The sequence below is a fragment of the Streptomyces sp. S186 genome (assembly GCF_051603415.1).
Lineage (GTDB): Bacteria > Actinomycetota > Actinomycetes > Streptomycetales > Streptomycetaceae > Streptomyces.
This window is the reverse complement of record NZ_CP193932.1, coordinates 1,531,425-1,554,138: the sequence shown is the minus strand read 5'-3', so window position 1 is coordinate 1,554,138 and position 22,714 is coordinate 1,531,425. Positions and strand designations below refer to the sequence as shown.

General features: G+C 68.7%; 17 protein-coding genes and 1 pseudogene. 10 read left to right on the top strand and 8 right to left on the bottom strand.

What is annotated here, in order from left to right; genetic code table 11:
- Nucleotides 1–7: 7 nt before the first annotated feature.
- Nucleotides 8–1,228, top strand: a complete 1,221-nt coding sequence (locus ACRAS8_RS06740; RefSeq protein WP_438484867.1) for an MFS transporter — start codon at nt 8–10, stop codon at nt 1,226–1,228.
- 21 nt (nt 1,229–1,249) lie between these two features.
- Entirely contained in the window at nt 1,250–2,290 is a 1,041-nt protein-coding gene (locus ACRAS8_RS06735; RefSeq protein ID WP_438484866.1) for a hypothetical protein, read from the top strand.
- Here the strand turns inward: ACRAS8_RS06735 and ACRAS8_RS06730 are convergent.
- Nucleotides 2,283–2,822 (bottom strand): hypothetical protein, encoded by a 540-nt coding sequence (locus ACRAS8_RS06730; protein WP_438484865.1) that lies wholly within the window; start codon nt 2,820–2,822, stop codon nt 2,283–2,285. The two genes, ACRAS8_RS06735 and ACRAS8_RS06730, sit on opposite strands and share 8 nt — an antisense overlap.
- Nucleotides 2,823–3,287: 465 nt before the next feature.
- Here ACRAS8_RS06730 and ACRAS8_RS06725 point away from each other — a divergent pair, with 465 nt between their 5' ends.
- Together ACRAS8_RS06725 and ACRAS8_RS06720 are read left to right on the top strand one after the other, a co-directional pair.
- Entirely contained in the window at nt 3,288–3,452 is a 165-nt protein-coding gene (locus ACRAS8_RS06725; protein WP_438484864.1) for a phosphatase PAP2 family protein, read from the top strand.
- 162 nt (nt 3,453–3,614) lie between these two features.
- On the top strand, nt 3,615–4,535 hold the full coding sequence (locus tag ACRAS8_RS06720; RefSeq protein WP_438484863.1) for a phytoene/squalene synthase family protein: 921 nt from the start codon (nt 3,615–3,617) through the stop codon (nt 4,533–4,535).
- Between the two features lie 1,183 nt (nt 4,536–5,718).
- Here ACRAS8_RS06720 and ACRAS8_RS06715 read toward each other — a convergent pair.
- The 3 genes and pseudogenes from ACRAS8_RS06715 to ACRAS8_RS06705 form a co-directional block, all read right to left on the bottom strand.
- Nucleotides 5,719–6,117: pseudogene (locus ACRAS8_RS06715) on the bottom strand (PAS sensor protein); the annotation flags it as partial.
- Between the two features lie 105 nt (nt 6,118–6,222).
- A complete protein-coding gene (locus ACRAS8_RS06710) occupies nt 6,223–7,125 on the bottom strand; it encodes an RNA repair domain-containing protein (protein WP_438484862.1) in 903 nt (300 codons plus the stop codon).
- Nucleotides 7,126–7,536: 411 nt separating this feature from the next.
- Nucleotides 7,537–7,746 (bottom strand): recombinase family protein, encoded by a 210-nt coding sequence (locus ACRAS8_RS06705; RefSeq protein ID WP_438490361.1) that lies wholly within the window; start codon nt 7,744–7,746, stop codon nt 7,537–7,539.
- A gap of 1,000 nt (nt 7,747–8,746) precedes the next feature.
- On the opposite strand from ACRAS8_RS06705, the gene ACRAS8_RS06700 reads away from it, so the two are divergent.
- The 3 genes from ACRAS8_RS06700 to ACRAS8_RS06690 are packed head-to-tail and all read left to right on the top strand — an operon-like array spanning nt 8,747 to nt 12,264.
- Nucleotides 8,747–9,007, top strand: coding sequence for a hypothetical protein (locus ACRAS8_RS06700; protein WP_438484861.1), 261 nt, complete (start codon nt 8,747–8,749; stop codon nt 9,005–9,007).
- A 24-nt stretch (nt 9,008–9,031) separates the two neighbouring features.
- A complete protein-coding gene (locus tag ACRAS8_RS06695; RefSeq protein WP_438484860.1) occupies nt 9,032–11,179 on the top strand; it encodes a DUF362 domain-containing protein in 2,148 nt (715 codons plus the stop codon).
- A 17-nt stretch (nt 11,180–11,196) separates the two neighbouring features.
- Complete coding sequence (locus tag ACRAS8_RS06690) at nt 11,197–12,264, top strand: NAD-dependent epimerase/dehydratase family protein (RefSeq protein WP_438484859.1); 1,068 nt, start codon at nt 11,197–11,199, stop codon at nt 12,262–12,264.
- An 81-nt stretch (nt 12,265–12,345) separates the two neighbouring features.
- Here ACRAS8_RS06690 and ACRAS8_RS06685 read toward each other — a convergent pair whose 3' ends face one another.
- Nucleotides 12,346–12,744: a hypothetical protein gene (locus tag ACRAS8_RS06685; RefSeq protein WP_438484858.1), complete on the bottom strand. Its 399-nt coding sequence runs from the start codon at nt 12,742–12,744 to the stop codon at nt 12,346–12,348.
- Nucleotides 12,741–14,009: a hypothetical protein gene (locus ACRAS8_RS06680; protein ID WP_438484857.1), complete on the bottom strand. Its 1,269-nt coding sequence runs from the start codon at nt 14,007–14,009 to the stop codon at nt 12,741–12,743. Before ACRAS8_RS06680 ends, ACRAS8_RS06685 begins: the two co-directional genes overlap by 4 nt.
- Before the next feature lie 969 nt (nt 14,010–14,978).
- Here ACRAS8_RS06680 and ACRAS8_RS06675 point away from each other — a divergent pair.
- From ACRAS8_RS06675 to ACRAS8_RS06665, 3 genes are read left to right on the top strand one after another with little or no spacing between them, the layout of a single operon-like run.
- Nucleotides 14,979–15,440, top strand: a complete 462-nt coding sequence (locus ACRAS8_RS06675; protein ID WP_438484856.1) for a MarR family winged helix-turn-helix transcriptional regulator — start codon at nt 14,979–14,981, stop codon at nt 15,438–15,440.
- Nucleotides 15,441–15,482: 42 nt separating this feature from the next.
- Nucleotides 15,483–16,709, top strand: a complete 1,227-nt coding sequence (locus tag ACRAS8_RS06670; protein ID WP_438484855.1) for an FAD-dependent oxidoreductase — start codon at nt 15,483–15,485, stop codon at nt 16,707–16,709.
- Nucleotides 16,706–17,374: a VC0807 family protein gene (locus ACRAS8_RS06665; protein ID WP_438484854.1), complete on the top strand. Its 669-nt coding sequence runs from the start codon at nt 16,706–16,708 to the stop codon at nt 17,372–17,374. Before ACRAS8_RS06670 ends, ACRAS8_RS06665 begins: the two co-directional genes overlap by 4 nt.
- Here ACRAS8_RS06665 and ACRAS8_RS06660 read toward each other — a convergent pair.
- Nucleotides 17,371–21,216, bottom strand: coding sequence for an amino acid adenylation domain-containing protein (locus tag ACRAS8_RS06660; protein WP_438484853.1), 3,846 nt, complete (start codon nt 21,214–21,216; stop codon nt 17,371–17,373). The two genes, ACRAS8_RS06665 and ACRAS8_RS06660, sit on opposite strands and share 4 nt — an antisense overlap.
- Entirely contained in the window at nt 21,216–22,151 is a 936-nt protein-coding gene (locus ACRAS8_RS06655) for an EamA family transporter (RefSeq protein WP_438484852.1), read from the bottom strand. Before ACRAS8_RS06655 ends, ACRAS8_RS06660 begins: the two co-directional genes overlap by 1 nt.
- Nucleotides 22,152–22,714 lie beyond the last annotated feature (563 nt).

The window sequence follows — 22,714 nt, the reverse complement described above, 5'->3', positions numbered from 1 at the left end:
GCGGGGCGTGTTCTTCCTCCTCTTCTTCGCCTTCTCCGCACTGGCGGAGGGGGCGCAGGGGGTCGTCCTGCTATGGCTGACCTACGCGCTGACGAACAATGCGTTTCTGATCGGCGTGATGGTCGTCCTCGGGTATCTGCCCGCGGCCCTGCTCGGCCTGGCATACCAACGTGTCGCGGACCGCGGGCGGGCGGACCGGTTGGCCCGCACGACCAACACCGTCCTGTCAACCACCTCCTTTCTGCTGGCGGTTGAGCAGCTTCTGGCCGGACACCGGATCGGGTTGTCCCTTGTGGTGATCGGGATGGGCCAGGTGGTGTTGTCCCTCGTCAAGATGGTCAACAAGGCGGCGCTGGGCCGGCTGATCCGCGTCTCGTTCGATGCGGACGGTGCGCGGCGGTTCCTGGCGATGTCGTCGTCGGCGTCCCAGATCGGGCAGGTCGTCGGGGCGGGTCTGGCCGGCGTGGTGCTGGCCCAGGGGTGGGTGGTCGGCGGGCTGCTGGGGTCGGCCCTCACCTACGCCGCCAGCGCCGTGTGCATGGTCCTGGGCACGAGGGGCGTCGCTCGTGTCATCAACACCGTGGAGAGCGCCCCGAGTTCGGGGCGGGCGGCGCCGAATCGTGCGAACCCCGAACGGGCGCGGTCGTCTCTGCGGTGGAATCCGCGCCTGGTGGCGGTGCTGGTGTTCTCCGTCCCGAGCAGCGGCGGACTTCAGTTCATGACGACTCTGCTCGTCCCTCTGGCGGCTCTGGTCGCGCCGAATCAGCCCTCCTATTACTCGTTGCTGAATGTCGTCACCGTGTGCGGCGGATTCCTGGCGGGCATCGCGCTGTCGACGAACGCTGTCTCGCCTCGCCGCGTACTGGGGTGGGCGTTGCCCGTGGTGAGCGTAATGGCCCTGGCGCTGGCGGCACTTGCGCGGTTCGATACGAAGTATCCGGTGGCGCTGCTCAGTTTCGCGCTTTCCCTGGTCATCACCTGTCATGTGGTCTGTATGCAGGTACTGACCAACCAGGTCCCCGAAGAACACGAGACAGGACAGTTCGCGGTCGTACGGAACAATGCGGCCGCACTTGCGAAGGCCGCCTACTCCTTCGCCGCAGGGGCGCTGATCGGGGTGTACGGCGTTGGCGTCGCGGTACGTCTCCTCGCGGTGAGCATGGCCTGTTTCTCGCTGGCCTGGGCCGTGCTGCGACCGGCCTGGCGCCCCGGTGTCGCACAAGCGTGAGGAAAGGCGGACCCGAACCCGATGTCTCTCGATACCCTGGTGGTACGGCGGGCGTTCCTTGCCTGGCTCAGATCAAAACGCTCCACGCTGGTACCGGGCGGTTCCGGTCGGCATCGCCGGGAATGCCTCGACGTTCTGGGCCTGGACGAAGCGACACTGACGGCCTGCGCGAACACGCCGCAGCTGATCGTCACGCTGCCGCACGCAAGCCCCAATGTCTTCTTCCCCCGGGTCGGTGTCTGCTGGTACGCGCGGCATCTTCAGGAGGTCAACGCCGCCGCCTTTCACCTGCGTGTCGTCCTGACCCACGTCAACTTCTCAGACCTCGGCTGGCGCCCCTACGCCTGGTGGTTCCTCGACGAGGCAGGGGAGCCGGCGCGGGAGACGTTCTTCACCCGCAACAAGAAGGCCAAGCACGTCGTCGTAGCCAGCCAGGCCCCCATCCGTGCCGTTCCCCCACAGGCGGTAAACGCCGACCGCGCCGCCGCGGAACTCGGACTGTGCGGCGCGGACCGCGCGGTCTCGTACATGCTGATGACGGCGGCGATCGAGCGGGCGGCGGGCCTCACCATCCCGGGCAGAACGCTCTACGTACCGCTGAATCTCATCGTGGAATTCTTCCGTGACGACCACGGGAACGGCGCGGACGCCGCTGCGAAGTGGGCATCGCCACTCATGGGATCGGGAGCCGGCGCGAGGAAGGTGGGCCGGTCCGGCAAACTGGAGCCGGCGGACGCTGTCCGCGAAGCGTTCGTGATGGACAACCCCACCAACATCGCTCTGCTCTCGCTCCTGTCATCGCCCGAAATCGTGGGCGGTGGAAAGATGGCGGGATACTGGAGCGACATCGTCGAAAGAGTCGACAACGCCAACCGCACCAGCGGCCTCAACATACCCGCCCCCAAGCTGTCTCGGCTGCCCGACAACGTCAACTACCAACAGCATGTAACCCCGTCCCTCAGCCTCCGACAGGCGCTGGAGACCGAGGGCGTCGGCTACTCCCAGGGAATGGCGGTTACGGAGCACGGGGCCTTTGCAGAGAGGTGGAACCCCTTCACGTGACGGTGAGCGCCGCCGTCGTCGGCGGTGCGCCGCGGCGCGGGCGGCGAGAATCCTGGTCTTGGGCCGGGTGGGGTTCCTGCCCAAGCGGACCGGACGGCCGTAGCGGCGCCCCCGTCCTCGTCGACCAGGCCGACCAGCAGATGCCCGGCCGTCCGCTCGCGTACGAGTTCCAGCGCATCTCCGCAAGCTCTCCCACGAGCCAGCCGAGATCGGCCTCCGGGTCTCCGGCGGACAGCTCCTCTCCGGTCAGCAGGACTGTCGGTCGCCCCCGGGAGACCGGGGGGACGAGGGCCGCCAGGGAGGCCGCGCCGTGCAGCAGACGCGGGGCGGGTGCGATGGCGTCCACGCTCGTGTCCCTTAGCCGGAGGCTCCAGTCCACGACGGTGTCGATGCGGCGGCCGCCCCATGAGGAGCGCAGATGGGCGAGCAGCCGAGTGGCCGCCGCCGAGCGGAGGGCGGCCCCGGTCAGCCAGGACCGGAGCCGGGCGGGGCCCGGAGGCCCGTCCGGCACGGCGGGCGTCGGGGGACTCAACTGGTGCATCGCGCGCCCGGGACCGTGACGCGGAGTCCGCCTGGCTCACCCGCATCAGCACCGCCTACCGCTCCTCCCACATGAGCACCCTCGACCGACTGCTCGCAGCCCCCCCCACCCCTCCCCGTCCGCCCGACTCTCGCCACCACCCCGCCCTCACCGACCCGCCCCGCCAGGAGACCGCATGACCCTCGCCACCCGGCCGGCAACGCCCCAGACCGGGGCCACCCCACCACCCGCGGCGCGGCGCCTCACCGACACCCTGGATCCGAAGAACGTCATCCTGGCGCTGGTCGCCCTCATCGGCGTGGCCAACCATGGCCTCCCCGGCCTGGGTTGGGCCCTGATCGCCGCCCTGTTCTGTGCCGTCCTCCCGGTCCTGGGCATCAGGTACGGTGTCCGTCGGCCATCACCACCGTATGGAAGGTCAGCGCGCACACGGCCGTCTCCTCCGGAGCCATCGTCATGCTCGCCACGGGGCTCGGACCGTGGTGGCTCATGGTCTACCCCCTCGTCCCCCTGGTCGGCTGGTCCAGAGTCGCCCTCAGGGATCACACCATCGCGCAGACCATCGTGGGGGCCCTGGTGGGTGCCGCTACCGCCGGCGTCGCCTTCGCCGTACTGCGCTGACGCGGCGCCCGTTCGTCGTCCGCCCTGCCGCACCACTCGGCCGAGCACGGTCGGCGGCGACAGCCACGCGAACGACCCGCCAACCAGCCCTTACGCACGTACGGTTGAGCACTGCCTGCCCGCCTCGCCCGCACCGCACCAGCATCACAGAAAGAACTCCAGATGAGCACGTGGACCACCGCGCTGGACGACGCGGGCATACACGATCCGCAACTCCGCGCAGACTTCACCCGGCAACGCTCACTGGTGGCCCGTTACAAACGCTCGGCCTACATCGCGGTCCGGCTGCTCCTGCCGCGCTCCCTGGGGCCCCATCTCATCGCCGCCATCGCCTTCATGCACCACACCGACAAACTCCTCGACCACGGCCCGACGGCCCAGCGCGCCGTGGCCTACACGGCATGGGAGAAGGAGGTATGCCGGGCCCTTGCCACCGGTAGCAGCGAACACCCCGTCATCCGCTCCCTGCTGCACACCTCCGCATGCCACCCCGGCCTGCTCGGCCACGTGGAGGACTTCCTCGCCACCGCCGTAGCCGACCTCGAATTCACCGGTTTCGCCACGGAGTTGGACTATCAGCACTACCTCGACCAGTACTCACTGCCCGCTTTCATGCTGGTCGCCTCCCTGCTCGCACCCGATGCCGAACCGACCGAATATCGCGCCGCCTGCCGCACCTACATCGACGGCAGTCAACGCCTCGACTTCGTCAACGACCTCGCCGAAGACCTGGCCGACGGACGTCTGACCATCCCCCGAGAGACCTTGCTACGCCATGGCGTGACCCCCACCGACCTCGCACACGCCCAGGACACTCCGGCAATCCGCGCGCTTCTGCGGCACCTTCTCCACCAGGCCCGTACCACCCTGGTCGACAGCCGCCATGTGATCGCTCTCGTACCGCCCGTCAACCGCCCGTTCGTCCGAGCCTTGATCGACTTGGAAGAGGCCACCGTCCACGCCGCCGCATCCAAGGGCCCGGGCCTCCTCACCGCTTCGGCACGTCCTGCCATTCCCGCCACGCTGAAGATCCTCACGCGTGAATACCGGCACGCGCGACGCCTGCGTAGCTCCCATTTCTGACATGGACACGGGCGAACCAGACCAGTAGGGCGAAGCGCGGTGACAATTCGTCCAGTAGGTCTTCTCCAGGGCAGCTTTGCCGCCTTGTGCATGACCAGCATGGAGAAAGAAGACGCCTGTCGCGCGCCGGACCGCGTAGTCGAGGCCGAGCACCACGACGAGCCGAGCACCACGACGACGAGTGCGGCGCCCGCCAGGAAGCCAACCGCGGGCTGATGGCGAGGAAGAAGAGCGTGAGCACGGCGCCCAGGCCCCCGTGGTGCCACCACGGGGCGGCGATGCGCGTGGCCGCACGGGTCTGGGAGGCGCCGACGGTGTCCAGAGCCGAGCGGGCCGGATCAGGAGTGGTGTCCTCGGAGTTGGCCGAGTTGGTTTCCATGACGGAAAGCGTTACAGGGCACTTGCCGTCTGCCGCCATGGCAAGTGCCCTTGTCGCACCCCTGCGGCGGCCATAGAAGCGGAGGACGGGAATCTGCACTGGACGGCCCGGCGTCAGGGGCCCGGCTCGGAGGCAAACCTCCTGGGCCGGAGCGCGGCATGCTCCGCAGTAGGCGTGGGAAGGGAGGACGGCATGTATGACCGTCTCGTTCTTCGGCCCGCACGCGCCGACGAGGCGGACGTCATCGCCACGATGTGGAGCGAGGCAGCGGCGTGGCTCCGCTCCCGCGGCACCGACCAGTGGCAGTACCCGGCGAACGTCGGAGGGATCGCGCGTGACATCGCGCGCGGGAACGTCCATGTGCTGCTCGACGGCGCCGCCTACCTGGGGACGATCACCGCCGACGGGTTCGCCGATCCCGAATTCTGGGTACCAGCCGATGCCCCCGACGAGGCGCTCTATGCGCACCGACTGATCACCCGCCCCAGCAGCAGAGGCGCTTCCCTGGGGAGCACGATGCTCGACTGGGCCTCGCGTGAAGCGGAAAGGATCGGCAAGCGCTGGCTCCGTGTCGATGTGTGGAAGACCAACGCCGACCTGGGCCGCTACTACGAGGCCCAGGGGTTCGAGAAGGTGCGGACCGTGGATCTGCCGCACCGTCGGTCAGGTGCGCTCTACCAACGGCGGGCCGGAGCGGAGAGTCCGGCAGGCGGGTGCCCGCCAAGCACACGATGCCGTTCCCCGGCCACCGACCCTACGGCGTTACGGACTCCACGGCGTCCTGCGTCCGTAGGCAACGGCATACGGGGTGCCGTGCTGAAGAGTGTGCGCCACCAGCTCACTGGTGGCCAGGACTCCGAAGTCGCATATCTCGGCCTGGAGATGCCAGGAGGCGAACAGGCCCTGGGCGAAGGCCCTGGCGCGCGGGGCCGTCTCGAGGCCGCCGAGGAGGTCCAGCGCTGCGTCGTGGAAGAGCTCGGCGTCCGCGCCGGTGCGGGTAAGGACGCTGAAGGTCCATCACGGCGACGTCGTCGCCGTGATCGGCGTCAGCGCCCGGGTCCGTATGAACCGGTCGCAGGAGACGTCGGGGGTGCCCTGAGTATCAGCGAGAGCACGCTCCAGTACGGCCATGCCTTCGTCAATGTTCTCGCCGCTGCGTTCGACCAGGCCGTCCGCACAGCGGGCGGCGGTGGAGCCGGGCTGCCTGGCGGGTTGTGCCGCTGCAGGACAAGACCTGCGGCACCGCCCACGGCCACGGCAGGATCCGTCGCCTCGGCGGACAGCGTTTTGCCCCACCTGGCCATGGCCTCACCTGTCGGTGATCTCGGAGAGCCATGCCGTGTCCTCCGGGCCCGGCGCTTCGGGGCCGAGCGTGGGCAGCCAGCGGACCTCGCCCGTGCGCAGGGCGACCGTGGCCCGTGCCCTCATCGGCCCGTCGCCTCTGCGTGAGAGCAGGACGAGTTCCCAGACCGTCGCCGTCATGGCGTCGAGCCGGGTGGCGCAGTCTGCGGTGACTCGCCGCGGATCCCGGGTCCGGCCCAGGGACAGATGTGGGGTGAAGTTCTTTGCGGGCCCACGACAGCGTGGGAACCGCTGCTGCAGTACGCGGTGCAGATCCGCCCACGGTGCTTCGCCGGCCGCAGTCGGGTCGAGCCACACGGTGACGTACGTCCTCTGCCGGAAGGTGCGCACCCCGCCCAGCCGAGCGGTGAAGACCGGCGTCTCGGCCGTCGCCGCGGCGAGCAACGGGGCCGCCCGCTCGAAGTCGGACTCCGGGACGAAGCCGAAGAGCACATTGACGTGCGGCGGCCAGCGGTGGATCTGTGGATCGTAATCCCGGCGGATGTCCTGGATCGGCGGCCACAGCTCCGCAGGCGGGATCCAGGCCACCGCCGTGCGGGCCGTCGGGGACACATCGAGGACGCCGGCGGGCTCGCTCCTGGCGAAGCTCGGGTCCGCTTGTGGGGCCCGCACCCGGCCGGCCCCCGACGCGTCGATGCGGTCCAGACCTGTGGCCCGGTCCCAGACCACCTCGCCGTCCGCCTCGATGAACATCACCCGGTGCCACGGGATGTCGCCCCCGGGCACAAAGGAAAGCAGCGGGATGCGTTTGACGGCATCCCTGCGCTGGCTGATCCCCAGCACGAACCGGGTGGGGTCGAACCGCGGGTCCCAGCGGACCCGGTGATAGATCTCGTCGCTGGTTCGCATCACGCCTCCTCTCCCGCCTTCACACCTTCTCTTCCTCCAGGGTGCCGCCTGCTCGGTCTTCGACCGTTGTTCCGCTCGCACCGTGACGCATCAGGTGCGGTGCGTGATGGCGCCGGCGTATGTCGGGACGAGTTCTCGGTCAACTCGGTGTCAATGACGCCGCCGAGTGTCGGCGTCGAGCGAACCCTGGTCCGGCCGTCGTCGAGAGGCACCGGTTCGAACGCTGAGCGTGGACACCGCGGACTACCTTCCGGCCTCACCGAATTCCATGTCGGGCGACGCCTGCCCGTATCACAGCACGAGCCTTCACACGGCGGGCTATGTGCCTGCGCACCTGCAGAGTATTAACTTGCGGAAAGGAGAGAGAGCTTCCTGTGCGGCACACGGTAGACATGTGCCGGCCGTGCGCGGCTACACCGGCTGCAATCCGCCCCGCATCACCGGCATGTGGGTATGGTTCAGCGCGGACCTGTTCCAGACTTGGTGGCCGGTGTAGCGGGGGTTGCTGAGGATCGCGCGGACGGCTCCCTTGGACCACGCGATGCCCCTCCGGTGCGGGTTGCGTCGTCGGTCGTGAGCGGACGGGCAGGGGATGCCGTCGGCGGTGAGTCCTTCGGCGATGGCGTAGTAGCCGCGGCGGCTGAGGTATTCGCGGAAGATGCGCTGGAGGTCGGGGCGGCGACGAGGTCGATCTCCAGCTGGTGAAGTCGTTTGCCGTCGGCTGCCTTGGCGGGGTTGGGGTGGGGGCCGGCGTCCACGAGGTGGTAGCCGTGGGGCGGGCGGCCGCCGAGGAAGCGTCCTTCGAGTTGGGCCTGGGAGGCATGGCTGCGCGGACGCGGATCTTGATGCGGTTGCGTTCGCCCTTGCTCGTGCCGCCGAAGACGGACATCACCATGTCGTGGGCTTCGCTGTTGGGGTCGGCCCGGCCGCCGACTTCGGGAACCCACAGCTCCACGCTGTAGTGCACGAAGAGGGGGAAGGTGAGGCTGAACTGGTTGTCGTAGAAGGCGCGTTGCGGCTCACTGACGAGCACCGCGTTGAAGCCGTGGTCGGGTGCCTTGAGGGCGTCGAGCAGCCGTGAGGTGTGTGGCCGGCGTTTCCATGGCAGGGACCGGCTGTGGCCGATGTCGAAGTACTCGGCGACGATGCGGCCGCCCGCGGGCTCGATCAGGGTCCTGGCGCGGTGAGCTGCCAGTCCCGGGAAGCCGCCGGGTCCTGCAGATCTTCAGTGGAACACCGCCCGGCGAATGCGAAGGCCGTCATGTCTGTCCTTCCGGCTCATCCGCCCCGGTGTGCAGGTCAGGGGTAGTGGAGCGGGGCGGACGTCCTGTCGTACAGCGACCCTCCGCAAGCCACGATCCCGGCGGCGGCGGAGGTGACGATCCGTCCGGGCACTGCCGATTTGCCCACCCTGGAGAGCCGGTGACGACGAGAACGTGGCGGGGTGCGGTGTCGCTCGTCATCCACCGCACCAGAGCCAGAACGCCGAATTCGGCTCCAGTCGGACTCGGGCGGACAGGCTGGTCAGGGAACGGTCACCGCGTACACCGGCGCCCGCACCGCCGCCCAGGCCCTGCTCGCCCAAGTGGCCGACGCGTGCCACCGGCTGGAGCTCGTCCGGGTGCCCGGCTACACCGGCGGCCTTGTTGGGTTCTGTGTTGCCGCGCCGGCGTTGGTGCTGCTGATCGCCAAGCGCAGCGGCGACCAGAAGGGTTTCGTCGCATTGCCGATGTCACGCTCGCGTACTGCTGACCTGACGATGATTTGCATGGACTCAAGCGCGTCCTGCCATGCACCTGTCGTCTATGCAGTAGCATCGCGTTTGTGCATGTTTGGCCGTTATATCGCAGATGGCGGTCGGGTCGACCGGGCGCACCAATGAACGACGTGCCCCTGGGTGGAGGTCATGACATTGATTTCCCACGCCGGCGCCAAGGACGACATGGCCATCGTCGCCGCCGTGATGCGGTCCACCCGGACCCGTCCGCTCCCGCCCGCGCGCCTGCTGGCAGAGGCGGTCACCCGGGCCGGGCTCTGGCAGCGACTTGACGAACGCGCGGCCGGCGATCCGGACCGGTTGTCAGTGCTGGTGACGCCGGGGGCATCCGCGTACGGCGATCCGACGACCGCAGTCAGCGCTGCGCTCGTCGAGCAGCTGATCGACCTGCTGTGCGACAGGGGCTATCGGAACATCACCGTCGGAGCTTCCCGCTGCGGTCCGGACCTGTGGCTTGAGGGCCCCGGGCTCCTTCAGACCTGCCGCCGGCTCGGCTACGGCGGGTGCACCCAAAGAGGCAACACCTACCGGATCGTGGACCTCTCCGAGGACATCGAACCGGCGGGGTTTCCCCCTTCCAGTGTGCTGCACGGCAGTGGAATGGCGCGTGCCTGGCTGGAGGCGGACTTCCGCATCAATATCGCGAAGAACAGCACCCACCCGGAGTTCGGTTACGCCCTGTGCCTGGCCAACCTGTTGGGCGTGCTGCCGCAGGCCGACAAGCACCACCACTACCGGGCACGGCGTGACGGCGCCGAGGTCATCGTGGATCTGCTGGGTTCCTACGCGCCGGACTTCCACATCATCGACGCGGTGGTGAGCAGTCACGGATGTGCCGGATCGTACGTGGGCAAACCACTGGGAACGGGGACGGTCATCGCCGCGCCGGACGGGGTGCTGGCAGACATGGTCGGTGCCCTGCTCATGCACGTCGACCCTGTCTCATCGCCGCTCAACGCGCGGGTACTCCGCGACCACGGGCTGCCGGACGGCTATCACCTCGACGGAGACCTGACGCCCTATCAGGGATGGCGCAATCCGCCGAGAGCCCTGGTCGAGGCGGTACGCCGACTCGCCCCGGACGGACGGGCGCACCGGCTGTTCAGCATTGCCTCCTGGCAGGTGACCCCGGGCGCGGCGGAGGTCACCGATCCCGCACTGGCGCGGCTCTCCCGCCTTCTCACCACGCTGATCCGCGTCGCGGACGAGAACCCGGCGGCTTCCGCCGCCCTCTGCACGGTGGTCGGAGCAGCCGCGTCCGCGTCGTCCACCGTACGCGCGTGGCGGACCGGGTTCGGGAAGGAGAGGATCCGGCGGAGGGAGGTCTCTCTCGCCGTCGACCCGGACGCCTATTCCCACCGTGACTTCGACCGGATCAACGGCCTCCTCCAGCCGTTGGAAGAAATCATCGACGCGCTTCCCGCAGATGCCTGGCTGATGCGATGGCAACACCTGGGACACTCGATCCTCTTCGGTTGCGAACGCACCGTCAACGCGCCGTACGCGGAGTTCGTGCGTCGGGTGGACATCAGCCGGACCATCAGCTACATGACCGACTATCTGGGCGGACGGGTCCACGTGGTGTCCCGCGACGTGCAGGGGCGGCCCACTCGCCAGATCGAACGCAATCTGTATCTGGCGCAGCCGAACTACATGGCGTTCTACGGCGGCCCGCCCATCGATGTCTGCAAGCTTGAGTCGATCAGCTACGAGGAGCGGTCGCAGCGGATTGCCTGGCAGACGGTCCACAGCCCGAACGGCTCCGCCGAGTACGACGACGGTTCAGTGGTCTTTCTCCCGGCGGACGGCGGAAACCGGACCCGGATCGTGGTCCGGGTGCGTCAGCGGTTCACGCTGCCGCTGACCTGGCAGGTGTTCCGTCCGGAGACCCGGCCGAAGGTCAGGGAGCCACTGGTGCAGGACTCCTACCGGCGGTTCTTCACCCGCACGCTCGACAACTTCGAGGCGCAGTACGAGGGGCGGCCGTACCGGATCGGCCGTCCTTGGGAGAAGCATGACGACATGCTGGCGGCCGAGTTGCCAACCCAGCGGTTGACCGAGGCCGCCCGGCTGGTACGGAGCATCACAGTCCAGGCATTGGCCGTGTCGAAGTTGCCGGGCCAGTTGGGGCCGGATGGGTTCAGGCATGTCGCGCCCGGCGACGTCCCGTCCCGTTTCGGGCTGCTGGAGGAGCTCCGGGAGGAGCTGCGCCCCGCGGTCACCGGTTTCTGGCAGGGGCTGCGCGAAGCCGTGGCCCGGGACAGGCGATCGAGGTAGTCGTTGTGAAAGCGTGTGTGACCGGAGCCACCGGACTCGTCGGCGCGCAGGTGGTGCGCTCTTTGTTGGGCGCCGGCCATGAGGTGAGGGCGGTGGTCCGCCGAAGCAGCGACACACGACAGCTGCGTGCACTCGACGTCCCCGTGGTTGACGCGGACCTTCGCGTCCCCGCCACGTTGCGGCCCGCGTTCGAGGGCTGTGAGACGGTGTTCCACTGCGCCGCCGTGTTCGCGTACTGGGACGTGACCCGGGAGGATCTGGCCCGGGCCAACGTGGAGGGCACCCGCGAGGTGCTGCGGGCGGCAGCGGAGGCAGGGGTCCGGCGGGTGGTGGTGACCTCGTCGTCGGTCACCTGCGGCTCGTCCGACGGTCCGGCCTCCCGCGACGAGAACGGGATGCCTGGCGAGGAGTATCTGCCGGACTACTTCCTCACCAAGCTGGAGCAGGAGCGGACAGCGCTCGCGTTGGGCACCGAACTGGGGCTGCAGGTGGTGGCCGCCTGCCCGACCATCGTGGTCGGCGGGCCCGACTGGCGGCTGGTCCCCAGCAACGCGCTGCTCACCCGCTATCTGGCCGATCCCCTGCGCACCACCTACCCGGGCGGATGCAACATCGTCTCCGTCCGAGACGTCGCCGACGGTCACGTACTGCTCGCGGAGCACGGAACCGCCGGGGAACGCTATCTGCTGGGCGGTGAGAACTGGGCGTGGCGGACCATCCACCAGACCGTCTCCGAGTTGTGCGGCACCCATGGGCCGTGGGCCACCGCCTCGCACGCCGGTGCGTACGTGGCGGCGACGCTGGCGGAGATCCGGGCGGTGCTGAGCGCTCGGCAACCTTCGACGACCCGCGCGGAGGCCCGGACCATGGGGCGCTACTACTGGTACGAGCACGCCAAGGCCGCTGCTCTGGGATATGCGCCGCGCCCCGCGCGCCAGGCGCTGGCCGAGGCCCTCGGCTGGCTGGTGACCAGCCCGCACGTGCCGGACCGGATCAGATCCGGGCTGCGGCCACATCCGGAGGTCATGACTGCGCGGGAACTGCTTCCCCGACAGCTGGACGAGGATGTCAGAGCGCTGAGCTGACCACAGCGCCCAGGCAGGGGCGGTGGGGCATGGTCAGGCATCGTTGCCTGCCACAGTACGTCGGCTGCCCCGGAACCGTCGTCATCGCTTCGTGCCCCTGGAACGGGGCGAGGGACCGGCCTTGGTGCCCCCTCCTCCGCCGGGTCCGTCATCCGGCACCGCTTCCGGTGCAGAGGTGCGCAACTGCTCGCAGAGGCGCCGTTCGTGCTCCCGGGTCAGCTCCGCCACGTTCCGGACGTAGTCGATGCCGAGTCCGCCCAGTGCCGAGGCGAACTTCACGCCCTCGTCGCCGACGAACTGCCAGTACGCCCTGTTGACGTCGCCCCAGGTGGGTTTGCCGTTGAGCAGCCCGGTCACCAACTCCGCATAGTCACCCCACATCGCGGTCTGGAGTTCGGCAATCCGGACGGTTGCGGTTCGGAAGTGTTCCCAGCTTCGCCGGATTTCGGCGGCCAGCTCTTCGGTCGTCTCAGTGCTCATGGACACTCCTCAGGTCGGGCACCGGCAGGGGCAGGGACCGGGCTCAGCAGGGTGCTGTGGTGGAACCCCAGCCGAGGATCGGTCCAGACAGGCAGATCGGGAAGGTATGCGCGCAGCTCCGGCATCTCGACTCGCAGCCGCACGGCATTGGCCGGATAGTCGTACACGGTGATCGTGTTGAGTCCGCGGTTGGCGGTGAACAGCAGCTTCTGGTCGGCGGACAGCTGGCAGGCGTAGACCGAGTCGAGCAGCGTGCCGCGCGTGACGCGCAGGGCACCGACGAAATGTCTGCTGCTCGGGACGGGGGACCCTCGGGTGAAAGCGTCGGTGACCTGCCGGGCGGCCTGCCGGGCGGAGCGCATCTGCCAGGACAGTCCCGGCCGTTCGTCGATGACACGGTACGAGGCGAAGTCGGCGAGGTCGATCATGATGATGGTGCCGCTGCCGCCGTTGCAGTAGATCAGCTCGCGGTCGGAGACGCACACGTCCGAATTGATGTGCGCGGGCACGTTCTGACTGCACGTCCAGTGCCGCAGGATCTGCCCGCTACGGGCGTCGATCTCGAACACGTACTCCTTGAAGTAGGCCATGGCCCATTCGTGCCAGTCCCGGCCCTCTTGCGGATGCACCCGGAACGACAGCGCGTAGAAGACGTCCTCACGCGGATGGCAGGCTACGTGCCAGCAGGTCGTCGGCAGGGGGATTCGCCGGGCGACGCGTTTTTCGAGGTCGAAGATGCCGACCTCGGCGGCCTCTCCCTGACCCGGATGGTCCATGCCGCCGTAGACGAGATAGCGGCCGGAGGCGGTGCGTTTCATGGCGTGCGGCAGTTTGAGCAGGTGATCGCCGACGCGCTCGGCCTTGGTCGGGCGATCGAGGTCCACCAGCCAGAGGCCGTCACCGATCGCGGTGACACCCTGGGTGTTGTCCAGCCACACCATGTGCGTGCTGCTCTTGATGGATGCATCGGGAGTTTCGAACCGCAGGGTGGAGACCCGCTCGCGCTCGTCCAGCGACTCGACGTCGTAGAACAGGAGCTGCTGGCCGGCATTGCCGAGAAACCCGAATTTCCGATCGGGCGTGATGCTGATGGCATGGCCGCCTGCCACACCGTCGTAATACTGCACACGGTAGGCGTACTCGCCGCTGTCCGGGTTGTAGCGGAAGACACAGACACCCGCCGCACCCTCCAGCCCGTTCAGACCGTTCCCGTCAAGGGCGATGTGGAAGGCATAGGGATAGCGGTCTGTAGACGTAGCCATCATGGACAGTCCTACCGTGGTGACACCATGTCGCTTACGGGGGATTCATCCATGCGTCAGCCTCCATGGATCATCGTACGAGGGGTGCGACCAGGTCGCATGTCGTGCGAAAGCGCCTCACAAGCCTGCGATCAGCGTGGGCGATCCATCGCGGGAGCAGGGCAGGCAGGGCCGGGGCATATCGAACTGGCGCTCACCCCTCATGTCACCGTGAAGGGGCAACATCTCACGCAGAACGCCGATTCGGTCGGTGGTGCGGCGTTTCCTTGGGGGTGCGGTCACTGGGGCCCCTTGCGGTTGAGGGGGTCGGCTTTTCTGTCGGTAACGGTTCTCTTCGGTCGGGTAGCTCCGGGCATGGCAATCGGACTTTGGGCCACGTACGGATATCGCCGAGGCAGACCGGAATGGTTTCGGAAACGTCGAAGGCGGAGCGGAATTCGGTCCGGGAGCGCAGCCCATTGCTGGAGTCGAAAAGGCGGAGCTTGGCGTCCCGGCTGAAACCCACGTGGCCCTGGACTTATTCATCCACTCCAGCCGATTATGTCCATATCCAGGGCATATGTCGAGCGCATGGGATCTCAGGTGCGCCTTTGGGGGAACTCCCGCAGTGACCGGACCAGCCCGCGCCGCAGTGGACGCCTTCTGCGCGGCAGTCCTCGCGGTGGGCGTCGAGGGCCTGCATGCGCCCCGGCTCCGGCCGGAGTACCACGAGTCCTACTCCGGGGCATTCGTCCGTGATCCCGATGGCAACGACGTCGAGGCCGTCTGTCATCAGCCCTCAGGGCTACCCGGCGGTCATCTTTCCGACACGGGCAGGCGGGTCCCGCGTTTCGGTTGAAGCGCGCCGTGTGGCGGTGAGTGATCGCAAGGCTGGCGTCGGGCTGGAGGTATGCGCCCTGGACGGACCTTGAGTGGCTGTGGCCTCGCAGTTGTCTAGTTGATTAACTCAATCAACTAGATTACGATGGTGTCATGCGACCAAGCAGAGATGACGTGGCGCGGTTGGCGTTCGCGGTGAACACGGTGGCTGCCGGTGTGGAGCGGGCCCGGCGCAGGATTCCGGAGGCGGCGTCCCTCGCCGTCCTCCAGGTGCTCGGCTGGGCGGAGCGAGAGGTCCCGGGCAAGGCGGTGCGCCCGTCCGATCTCGCCTCCGCCCTGGAGGTGCACCGATCGGCCATCACCCACCAGCTGAAGACGCTTCAGCAGGCCGGCCACGTGACCCTGACGACCGATCCGGCGGACCGCCGCTCCAGCATCGTCACGCTCACCGACTCCGGACGGCACGAGCTCGACCGGCTGGCCGAGCAGGGCCTGGAGCGCTTCACGGCCTTCGTCGCCGACTGGGACGCCGCGGATGTGCGAACCCTGGCCGACCTGCTGACCAGGTTCGAGGAGTCCAAGGCGAAGGTGGCCAATCCGCACCTGGACCGGTGACCACCCGGCGGCAGCGTACGACCAAGACACACCATCATGATCATGGGGGATCGCGTGACACTGCGGGTACTGATCGCCGGCGCGGGCGTGGGCGGCCTCGCCCTCGCCCAGGCACTGCGCCAAGCCGGCCTGGCCGTAACGGTCTTCGAGCGGACGCCGACGGCAGCGGCCGACCGGCGGGGATACCGGATCAACATCAACCGCGTGGGTGGCGACGCCCTCGCCGCCTGCCTGCCGAACGAACTGTTCCGGCTGTACCTGGCCACCTCCAACGACGAGGCACGGGCCCGGGTGGCCGTCTTCGACCACCGCATGCACCCGCTGCACGCGACCGACGTCGGCGTCGACGGCACCGCCACCCCTCACGACCACACCGGGGTCAACCGGCTGACGCTACGACAGATCATGCTCGCCGGACTGGAACGGCAGGTGCGCTTCGGACAGGAGGTGGTCGGCTTCGAGCAGACCCCCGACCGGGTGCGGGTCCACCTCGCCGACGGCTCGACCGCCGAGGGCGACCTGCTGGTCGGAGCCGACGGCGTGGGCTCGGCCGTACGTGCCGGGCTGCTGCCCCACGTACGGACCCGTGACACCGGCGTCCGCTGCCTGTGGGGGCGCACCACACTGAGCCCCGCACTGCGGGACCAGCTGCCCGCGCCACTCTTCGACCGGGTCGCGGTGACGCTCGCCCCGCAAGGCCACATCGGGATCTGGGGCGCCTACCGCGCCCGCCAACCGCACGCGCAAGCCGCCGCCGCGGTGACGCCGCCGGTGTCACTGGACCCGGAACCCGACTACCTGATGTGGGTGCTCAGCGGAGAGGTGGGGGGACCGTTCGCGGGCGAAGAGCGGTGGCGTACCGCCTCGCCGGCCGAGTTGCACCGGTACGCGGTCGACGCGACGACCGGATGGCACCCCGCCTTGCACCGGGCGGTGCGGCAGGCCGCGCCGGAAGACTGCTTCGTCCAGAACGTACGTGTCGCCGACCAACTGCCCACCTGGCCCGCCGGACGCGTCACCCTGCTCGGCGACGCGATCCACCCCATGTCGCCGGCCGGCGGCACCGGTGCCAACACCGCGCTGCGCGACGCGGCCGTGCTCGCGGACAAGCTCACCACCGTCCAACATCCTGCCGGATTGGTAGCGGCGGTGGCCGCCTACGAGACCGAGATGCGCCGCTACGGCTTCGCCGCCGTAGCGGAGTCCCTGCGCTACGGCGAGCGGCTCGCCCAGGCGATCCGCCACGCCGAAATGGAGAGCCAACGATGACCAGGACCCTGCGGGCCCTGCTGCCCACCCTGCTCGACCTGATCGTGCCGACCGTCGTCTACTACCTGCTGCACTGGTCCGGCGTCGCCGACGTGCCCGCACTGATCACCGCCTGCGCGGCCACCGCCGGATACACCGTCCCCCGCATGATCCACGGCCGGCGAGTGGACGCGCTCGGCCTGCTCGTCATCGCCGAACTGGCGGCGACGGTCGCGTTGTTGTCCGTCTCCGGTGACGCCCGGCTGGTGCTGCTGCGCCCCACCGTCTACCTCACCGTCGCCGCCGCCGTCTTCCTGCTCTCCTCCTGGCGCGGTCGCCCGCTCACCTACACCGGGGCCACGCCGATGGCCACCAAGGGCGATCCGGAGCGAGCCGCGGCATACGAGCGCAGTTGGCACAACTCCCCGCAGATGCGGTCCACCCACCGCCGGCTCACCGCCACGATCGCCGCCGCCATGCTCGGCTACGCCATCCTGAACGCAGTGATCGTCTACTCGTTTCCGGTGAGCCAGGCCGACGGGTTGCAAAAGGTGCCGGGGATCGCCCTGATCCTCGCGGTCATGGTGATGCTCCGGTCACGCGTACCGCGCCTGTCCCGCATCGTCGACGCCGAACAGCAGCGTTCCACCGATGCACACCAGTCATCCACGGACGCACGCACCTAAGGCAAGCACTCCGCGTGGATTGCCGAGACGAGTTCGGCGATGCCCTGTTCCTTCAGCACGCTGTAGTGGTCGCCGTCCAGGTCGACCACCGTGGGGGGAGCGGCGGAGTAGCCGGAGCTGCCCTCGATGAACGAGTAGTCGTCCCCGGCGGCCTTGAAGAGGGTCACGGGTGCCTTCACGCGCCGCTCGGCCAGTTCGCGGAAGCTGTACTCGAACTCGTACGTTTCCCCGACGATCCGTGTGATCCTCCGGATCAGCTGCTCGTCCAGGGTGGGGAGCATGCCGTGGACGAACGACACGAAGCTGTTCTCGTCCCGCACTGTCTTGAGGCACTGATCCAGGCCGGGCCCGCTGATCGAGCCGGTGAAGACGGAGAAGAGGATGGTCACATACGCCGGATTGCGGTACGAGGCAGCACGCCCGTAGCGCTCTCCGGCGGCCTGGCGGACCTTCGGATTGCCGGGGCAGATCAGCAGCAGGTTCTCCACCTGCTCGCCGGACCGTTCCAGCTGCCAGGCCGCTTCGAAGGCGACTCGGGCGCCAAAGGAGTAGCCCCAGAGGGTGTACGGCCCCTCGGGCTGTACGCGCCGGATCTCCGCGACGTCGGCGGCGGCCATCTCCCGGATGGTCGGGTAGGGCTCCTCTCCGGCGTTGATACCGCGTGCCTGTACCCCGTAGAACGGCCGGCCGAGCCCGGTCCGCTGCCCCAGGAGACGGAGGTTCATCGGATAGCCGCCCAGTCCCGGCCAGCAGAACACCGGGTTGCCCGCGCCCTTGTGCAGCGGCACCAGCCGTGCGGCCGGATCGGTCGTGTCGCTTTCGATTCGGGCCGCCAGTTCGGCCAGTTTCGGGCAGGCGAAGACGACCTGGAGCGGGAGCCGCGTGCCGAACTCTCGGTTGATCTTGTTGACGAGCGCGACAGCGGTCAGCGAGTTCCCTCCGGCGGCGAAGAAGTCGTCCTCCACCGAGACGTCTTCGTATTTCAGTGCCTTCCCCCAGGCTTCGGCGAGCCACTGCTCGTGACGCGTGACAGGCGCCACGTACGGGGTCGCGCTGTCCGCGGACCGCACGTCCTGGGAGGCGGCGAGGGCCTTCGCGTCGACCTTTCCGTTCGCGGTCAGCGGCAGCCGGTCCAGCACCAGGACCCGATTGGGGATCATGTACTCGGGCAGGACGTGGGCCAGTTCGTCCTTGACGATCTCCGCCGGGCCCTTCATGTGGACGGTGTCCTCGTACATGCCCTCGCTGCGGATCTGCTCCTGACTCACCTTGCCGCCGAGGAAGAAGTACGAGGCGCCTGACCGGATGCCGCAGGCGGCCAGGATGTCGTCGATGCGGCGGGCGGCCGGAAGCGGGTGACCGGTCTTGGAGCTGTAGCCCGAGGACATGAAACCCAGTCCGAGGCCGTTGCGCTGCAGGTGGTGCAGCTTCCTGCCCAGGCTGATGTACTCCAGCCACCCCTGGTCGGCCCGGCTGACGGCGGTGATGCCGAAGCTCGCGCGCTCGTGGACCTGCTGGTTGATGGCGATCACGTGCCTGGGCAGCAGCAGGTCGTCCGAGATGCGCTCCAACTGCCCGGCGGTGTAGCGGTACTGGCCGGCCGGCATGCCCGCCACCCGTCCGGGATGAGTCTGCACATAGACCTCGGTCGGGTCCTGTCGTGGCGTGCCGTCATGGGAACGGATCTCGAACGTGCCCAGGTAGTGGTCTTCGGAGGCGACGTCCAGGATGTCTTTCACGGACGGCCGGTAGCCCAGGGGCCGGATGCCGAGCCCGTACGCCGGCAGCACTTCCTCGAACACACCCACCATGTGCCCGGTCTCGAACTCCAGCACTTCCTGGATGTTGTTCTTGTACACCGGCTCGATCGCGCGCGTCTTGCCGGCGAAGTGCACCGAGAGATACGGGCCGGACGGGCCGGATCGCTTCTCGGAGTCGCCGGTCCGTACGCTTACCAGCGTGTGGTCGACGGGGTGGTAGTAGTAGACGCCCGCGTCCAGGCCGGACACGCCGCCGCCGGTTTCCAGGTACAGCTGTGTCGCGTACAGGGCTCCGGGGGAGGCGTAGGCGTACTTCGGCAGCAGCCGCTCGTCACTGCGGTACGCGCCGAACCAGCGCAGCAGCTCGCCGAGTTCGGCGAACGTCAGCTCATCGAGACCACGGGACAGGCCGTCGGCCTCGACCGTCGGCTCGGCGAGGAGTTCCAGCAGATCCGCCCGGGTGACCTCGCCGCCGTCGTAGAAGCGGTAGGTCTTGCGGGCGAAGACCTCCCGGCGCCGGCGCTGCGTCTCCTGCCTGCCGGGCAGCTCCACGACCGTGCGGCCGGCACATTCCTCGCGGTCTCGCACACCGGGGTCGGACAGCTGTGCCCTCACCTGGAGCCGGCTGGCCTTGGACCGGTGGTGCGCGCCGTGGTTCCCCTGGTCCATCAGAGCCGCTTCTTTGGGGTTCAGCTCGATGCAGGCCACCAGGTTCTGGAAGCCGGTCCGCTCGTCGTCGGTGACGAGCGCGGCCGCGTGCCGCACCCAGGGGTGCTCCTCGATCGCCAGGGCGATCTCGTCCAGCTCGACGCGGTAGCCGCGGAGCTTGACCTGGTTGTCGGCCCGGCCGGTGAACTGGATGGTGCCGTCGGGGTTCCAGTACGCCAGGTCGCCGGTCCGGTAGAGCCGCTGGGTCGGGACGAACGGCGAGGGGATGAACCGCTCCCGCGTCTGCTCGGGTCGGTGCAGGTAGCCGCGGGCCAGTTGGATGCCGCCGATGTACAGCTCGCCGGTTTCCCCGATGTCCACCGGCGCCAGGTTCTGGTCGAGGATGAAGCACTGGGTGTTGTCGACCGGCACCCCGATGGGGACCGTGCCCGGGCCGTCGCCGGCCGCGTCCGGGTCGACCAGGCACGCGGTGGCGTTGATGGTGCACTCGGTCGGCCCGTACAGGTTGACCAGTGACGCCCACGGGAGAGCGGTGGCGAAGGACCGCGCGAGCCGCCAGGAGAGGGCCTCACCACCGGAGAACACCCGTCGCAGCGTGCCGCACCGGTCGAACTCCTCGGTGTCCAGCAGTGCTTGCAGCAGGGTGGGCACGCACTGCAGCGCGGTCACCTCGTGCGTGACGACGGCCTCGATCACGGCCGCGGGGTCGCGGTAGATGCCCGGAGCGCCCATGACGACCCGGCCACCCACCGCGGGGGCGAGGATCTCCCACTGCGCCGCGTCGAAGCTCATCGGCGTCTTCTGCAGCACCGTGGTGCCCTTGCCCAGGTGCCCGTAGGCGTGCATCCAGCGCATCTGGGACAGGATGCTGCGGCGCTCGATCATCACGCCCTTCGGCCGGCCGGTGCTGCCGGAGGTGTAGATGACGTAGGCCAGGGCGTCCGGCCGTACCGTCGCCGGGTCCACGTCGACGCAGTCCGCCGCATCGGCCAGGGTGACGACCCGCGTTCCCGGCCGGGCAAGCTCCGCTACGCGCGCGGCCAGGTGGCCCTGGGCGACGATCACTCGGGTGCGGCTGTCCTCGATCATGTAGCGCAGCCGGTCTTCCGGGTACTCCGGGGACAGCGGCAGATAGGCGGCCCCGGCGAACAGGATGGCCCACACGCCGGTCATCAGCTCCAGGGACGGCTCGGCGTACAGGCCCACACAGTCATCCGTGCCCACACCCAGGTCCCGCAGACAGGCGGCGAGCCGACTGCCTGCCTGCGCCAGCTCCCGGTAGGTCAGGTGCTGGTCGCCGCACACCACCGCGATGGCTTCGGGCTGCGCCGCGGCCTGTTCCCTGAGCAGGCCGGTCAGGCACCCGCCCAGATGCGTGCCGGGTATGCGTGCGTTGAACGGTGCGGTCTCCATCACAGCTTTCCTCCGCCGGCCGGTATGTGGTTGTCGGACGCCTTGACAGGCCCGTCAGCCGGCGCCTGGACACTGCGCTGCTGCCTGGGCTGCGCCAAGGCCACCGCGGCGACCACGGCCGCGGCACCAGTCATCTGCAGAGGCGTCAGTGCCTGGCCCAGGACGACGTATCCCAGGACCGTCGCGGCCAGCGGGCTGGCGAACCCCAGGATCGACACCGCCAGTGCGGGCAGCCGCCCGATGCCCCGGAACCAGATCGCGTAGGCGAACAGGGCCCCGATCACGCTCAGGTACGCGAACCCCGCGATGTTCGTGCCGGTGATACGGCTGGGCAGACCTTCGACGACCAGCGTGACCGGTGCCAGAGCCAGACCTCCGACGGTCAACTGCCAACCGGTGAACGTCACAACGCCCACACCGTCCGGGCGGCCCCACCGCTTGGTGAGCACGATGCCGGACGCCATGCAGACCGCGCCCCCCAGCCCGGCCAGCACGCCGACGGCATCCACCCCCGCCTGCGGCTGCAGGACCAGCAACGCCACGCCCAACACACCGAGTACGCACGCCGCCAGCTGCATCGGCCGGATCCTGTCCTTCAACAGGAACGCCGCCAGCAGCAGCACCAACATCGGCTGAAGCGCCACCACCAGCGCGGCCACGCCGCCGGGCAGGTGGTAGGCGGCAACGAACAGCAGGTAGAAGAAGGCCCCGATGTTCAGCACGCCCAGCACCAGAGCACGCCACCACCACACCCCGCGCGGCAGTACGCGACCGGCCGCGAGCAGCACCAGCCCCGCGGGCAGCGCCCGCACCGTGGAAGCCAGCAGCGGTCTGCCGGGCGGCAGCAGCTCCGTCGTCACCAGGTAGGTGCTGCCCCATACCGCCGGAGCCAGCGCCGTCAGGGCCGCATCGAGCGCCAGCCGGTTGCCCTTCACCTGGCCCCCGCAACCATGGCCAACCCGGCAGCGGCCACGACGGATTGCACGAATTCGGGCACGATGATTCCTCCGATTTGGGCGGCACTTACGTAACGCCCTGCGCGTTGCGGCCCACATGGTGTGAACCAGCATCGGAGAATAAGTGAGGCAAGGCTTACCTAACAAGCCCACAGGTCGGTTTTTCTCCCGGCAGCCTGAAAGTTGGTCGACTTGCGCCCTTTCGCCTGCCTGCCGCGCGGCGCCGCAGCCTCGGCTGAAGGTCGACCCTGCCGGCAAAGCCGGCCTTCCCCATGCCTGGTCTGTGAAGGCGATCAACTCGCCGACGCCGCGAGCGATGCCAACCGCACACACGACGAACGACGAACCCGTCTTGGGGTGTTGGGGAAGGGGGAGTGGCTTCTTCGGATTGAGGTATGGATCTGCGACTGCGCGTGCGCCGCCTGTGGGTGGCCGTGGCCGCAATCCATGCAGGGCGGCCTGGGCGAACAGCTTCTGGAGGTCGGTCTCGACCTTGGCCGCCGAACTCACCGACGCCGCAGCGCACTGGATCCTCAATGCCC

Bases quoted from the DNA above. Each gene is read 5' to 3' on its own strand.
- ACRAS8_RS06735 (WP_438484866.1), top strand. From the start codon at position 1,250: ATGTCTCTCGATACCCTGGTGGTACGGCGGGCGTTCCTTGCCTGGCTC.
- ACRAS8_RS06725 (WP_438484864.1), top strand. From the start codon at position 3,288: ATGCTCGCCACGGGGCTCGGACCGTGGTGGCTCATGGTCTACCCCCTC.
- ACRAS8_RS06720 (WP_438484863.1), top strand. From the start codon at position 3,615: ATGAGCACGTGGACCACCGCGCTGGACGACGCGGGCATACACGATCCG.
- ACRAS8_RS06710 (WP_438484862.1), bottom strand. From the start codon at position 7,125: ATGCGAACCAGCGACGAGATCTATCACCGGGTCCGCTGGGACCCGCGG.
- ACRAS8_RS06695 (WP_438484860.1), top strand. From the start codon at position 9,032: ATGACATTGATTTCCCACGCCGGCGCCAAGGACGACATGGCCATCGTC.
- ACRAS8_RS06685 (WP_438484858.1), bottom strand. From the start codon at position 12,744: ATGAGCACTGAGACGACCGAAGAGCTGGCCGCCGAAATCCGGCGAAGC.
- ACRAS8_RS06680 (WP_438484857.1), bottom strand. From the start codon at position 14,009: ATGATGGCTACGTCTACAGACCGCTATCCCTATGCCTTCCACATCGCC.
- ACRAS8_RS06675 (WP_438484856.1), top strand. From the start codon at position 14,979: ATGCGACCAAGCAGAGATGACGTGGCGCGGTTGGCGTTCGCGGTGAAC.
- ACRAS8_RS06670 (WP_438484855.1), top strand. From the start codon at position 15,483: ATGGGGGATCGCGTGACACTGCGGGTACTGATCGCCGGCGCGGGCGTG.
- ACRAS8_RS06665 (WP_438484854.1), top strand. From the start codon at position 16,706: ATGACCAGGACCCTGCGGGCCCTGCTGCCCACCCTGCTCGACCTGATC.
- ACRAS8_RS06660 (WP_438484853.1), bottom strand. From the start codon at position 21,216: ATGGAGACCGCACCGTTCAACGCACGCATACCCGGCACGCATCTGGGC.